At 72.3% G+C, this 2946-nt stretch carries 2 protein-coding genes; both read left to right on the top strand.

Going from position 1 to position 2946, the window contains the following annotated elements; translation table 11 throughout:
* The coding region (locus tag FHG89_RS33200) for an AfsR/SARP family transcriptional regulator (RefSeq protein ID WP_139581837.1) at positions 1-1490 on the top strand (1490 nt) is incomplete at its 5' end.
* Positions 1491-2080: 590 nt separating this feature from the next.
* Positions 2081-2946 (top strand): LysM peptidoglycan-binding domain-containing protein (locus tag FHG89_RS00225; RefSeq protein ID WP_244295046.1); only part of this gene is annotated, 866 nt, incomplete at its 3' end.

The raw sequence follows: 2946 nt of genomic DNA, 5'->3' as shown, positions 1-2946 counted from the left end.
GCCCGGACGACCCTGACCTGGCACCACTGCCCCCGACGGTCGCCGCCGTACAAGCCGCCCTCGCCGACTCGACGCCACCACCTACCGAACCCGGCGCCTCGGCCGGCTCGTCACTGCTCCACCCGCCAACCGCTGGTCAGGCTTTGCCCCGAACTGGGGTCGGTCTTACCGGGCCAGGGGCGCAGGCCGCCGCCCGTGGCCTGCTCGTCACCAGCCTGCTAGCTGGGCACCACCACCCGACAGTCTCCGTGGTCGTCACGCGACCCGTCCTGGCACCGTTGCTCGGCCCTACCGCCGCAACGCTGGCCCGGCGACTGCCAGGGCTGGCCGTCATCGACCACCTCGGGCAGGCGGCGCAGTTCTTCCCCGGCAGCCGGTTCGGCCGGGGCCTGGGCGCACGGGACCAGTCGCAACGAGACGCGCAGGAGGACACGGGCACATCCGGTCCAACCCTTATCGTCGATGCGCCGTCCGCAAGGGACAGCGCCGACACCCTGGCGGTTCTGACCGCTGCCTCCGCCGCGGTGGCCGTGCTCGGACGCTGGCCGGCCGGTCAGACGTGGCAGGTCGACCGGTCGGGGCATACCCGCCCCCTGGACGGCGACAGGTCAGCCGGGCCACGGGTGTGCGTCCTTAGCCAAGTCACGGCCACCGACCTGCTCACCGTGATCGCCCACCCCGACCCGGTACCACCACACCCGGGGACCTCCGGTCCGTCGCGCAACCCCACAGGCCAACCCGCTCGGGGGGAGGCCGGCGCCCAGGATCACCCCGTCCGCCCCGGGAACGACAAGCGACGCCTTGAGCTACGCGTGCTGGGTGAGCCGAGGCTGCTGCTGGATGGTCATCCTGTGGCGATCCGGCGCACCGCCGCGCTCCAGGTCCTCGTGTTCCTCGCCGCCCACCCTGACGGAGCCGACACACGAGAGCTGACCGAGGCGATCTGGCCGGGCCTGCCCCGCCACTCCCTGACCGGCCGCCTCTACACCACCGTCAGCGACCTGCGCGCCACCATCCGCTCCGCAGCGGGGGTGAGCATCATTGAGCACAGCGACGACCGGTACCGCCTCGATCCCACCGGCGTCACCGTCGACCTGTGGCACTTCCACCACGCGGTTCGCGACGCCACCACCGCCGTCACCACCGACGCGACGACCTGGACGGCGGTCATCGACGCCTACTCCGGTGACTTCGCCGCCCGCCGCGCTTGGCCCTGGCTCGACCCGATCCGCGAAGCCACCCGCCGGCACGTCCTCGACGCGCACGCGGCTCTCGCCGCCGCCAGCCCTGACGCCCGGCAGGCCCTCGAATGGCTGCAGGCCGCCATCCGCATCGACCCGTACAACGCCGACCTGCACACCCGCGCGGTCACCGCACTCATCGCCATCGGCGACCACGACGCGGCCAACCACCTGCGGCAGGGCTATACCCGTCGCCTCGCCGCAGCGGGCATCCTCCCCACCGGCACGGCCGACCGACAGCCAGCCTGACGGGCCAACCCGCCATCCCCACCTGGTGACCCTGCCTACCTTTTTCATGGCCCTAGCAGGGGAATCCCGGTCGCCGGCCGGCTCGCGCAGCCTGGTCTGGGCCTCCGTCGCCATCGGGCCACGGAGGTCGCCAGGAAGCTCACCGCCCCCCGGTGGCGCACAGTCAATCCAGCACGATCACGCCTGGTACGACCTATCGCCCTGACGTACGGATGAGCCTCCGGGCGCGCATAAAACTTGGACCAGCAGGGCCTCATCGCTGGCGTCACCTGCCACCCAACGGCTCCTGCCCGGCGGGTGGCTGACCGCCCGGTGGCCCCACCTGGCACTGTCCGGTCCCGAGTCGCAAGCCCTCTCCCACTTCGCAGCCTTCGGCCTACCTCGCGGGCGGACCGTCCGCTACGGCCCACTGTGCTGACCTGCGGATGTGAGGGCGTGTGAGGTGCGGTGAGGTGCTGTCAGCCACCAGCGACTCCCACCGACACAGCGGTGGTCATAGCGTCGCCGTCAACCGCCTCCCCCGCCCGGCAGGACACGCGCCCCCGGCGGGGGAGCAGCCCGGGACAGCATCCGCCCAGGAAGGAGGACGTGTGTCAAACCGATCGACGCGCACCGCCGCAATCACCACATCCATCCTGGGCACGGCGACCGTGCCCGTCGTCCTTGCTCGCACCGGCATATGGACGCCGACGCTGCCGTCACCGGCCGCCGTCCAGCAGTGGGTCACCCGACCGATGACCAGTGGCTTCCTCATGGCCCTCACCATCGCCGCGGCGGCCGCCCTGTGGCTGCCGCTAAGCACCACCATCCTCCTGCGCGCCTACAGCGCGGTGGCCCGTCGCCTCAGCGGCATGTCGGCGCTGCGCGTCCCCGGTCCCGTGCAGGGCATTACCGCCGCACTGCTCGGCGCCACCGCCGTCACCACCGCCGCGGGCGCCGCGCACGCCGCCCCGCCCAGCACCACCGTCGGCGACGTCAACGACGATCATCCGACGCGCTCAAGCGGCACACCCGTCCCGCACCGGACCGCCCGCGACACCGCGTCGCCGGGCAGCACCTACACCGTGCAACGGGGTGACACTCTGTTCGCCATCGCCCACCGGTGCCTCGGCGACGCCAACCGCTGGCCGGAGATATTCACCCTCAATCGCGGCACCCACTTCCCGCACGTCGGCGGCACCTTGCGCGACCCGGACCTCATCCATACCGGCTGGACCCTGCGCCTACCCGCCGACAACACCCCCAGCACGCCCGCACCGCCGACGTCACCCACCGACCCGCCGGCCAGAGGCACGGCGCCACCACCATCCGCCCCTACCACGGCACCGTCGACCCCGGCCCCACCACCGCCTGCCCAGCCGACGACACCGGCGCCTCACCATCGAGACGACGGCATCGAACCAGACGCGACCCAGTCCACGGACACCCTGCGCCCGGAGACCCGGCACCCACCTCA

The sequence above is a fragment of the Micromonospora orduensis genome, from assembly GCF_006228125.1.
Lineage (GTDB): Bacteria > Actinomycetota > Actinomycetes > Mycobacteriales > Micromonosporaceae > Micromonospora > Micromonospora orduensis.
This window is presented reverse-complemented; position numbering and strand designations above follow the sequence as displayed.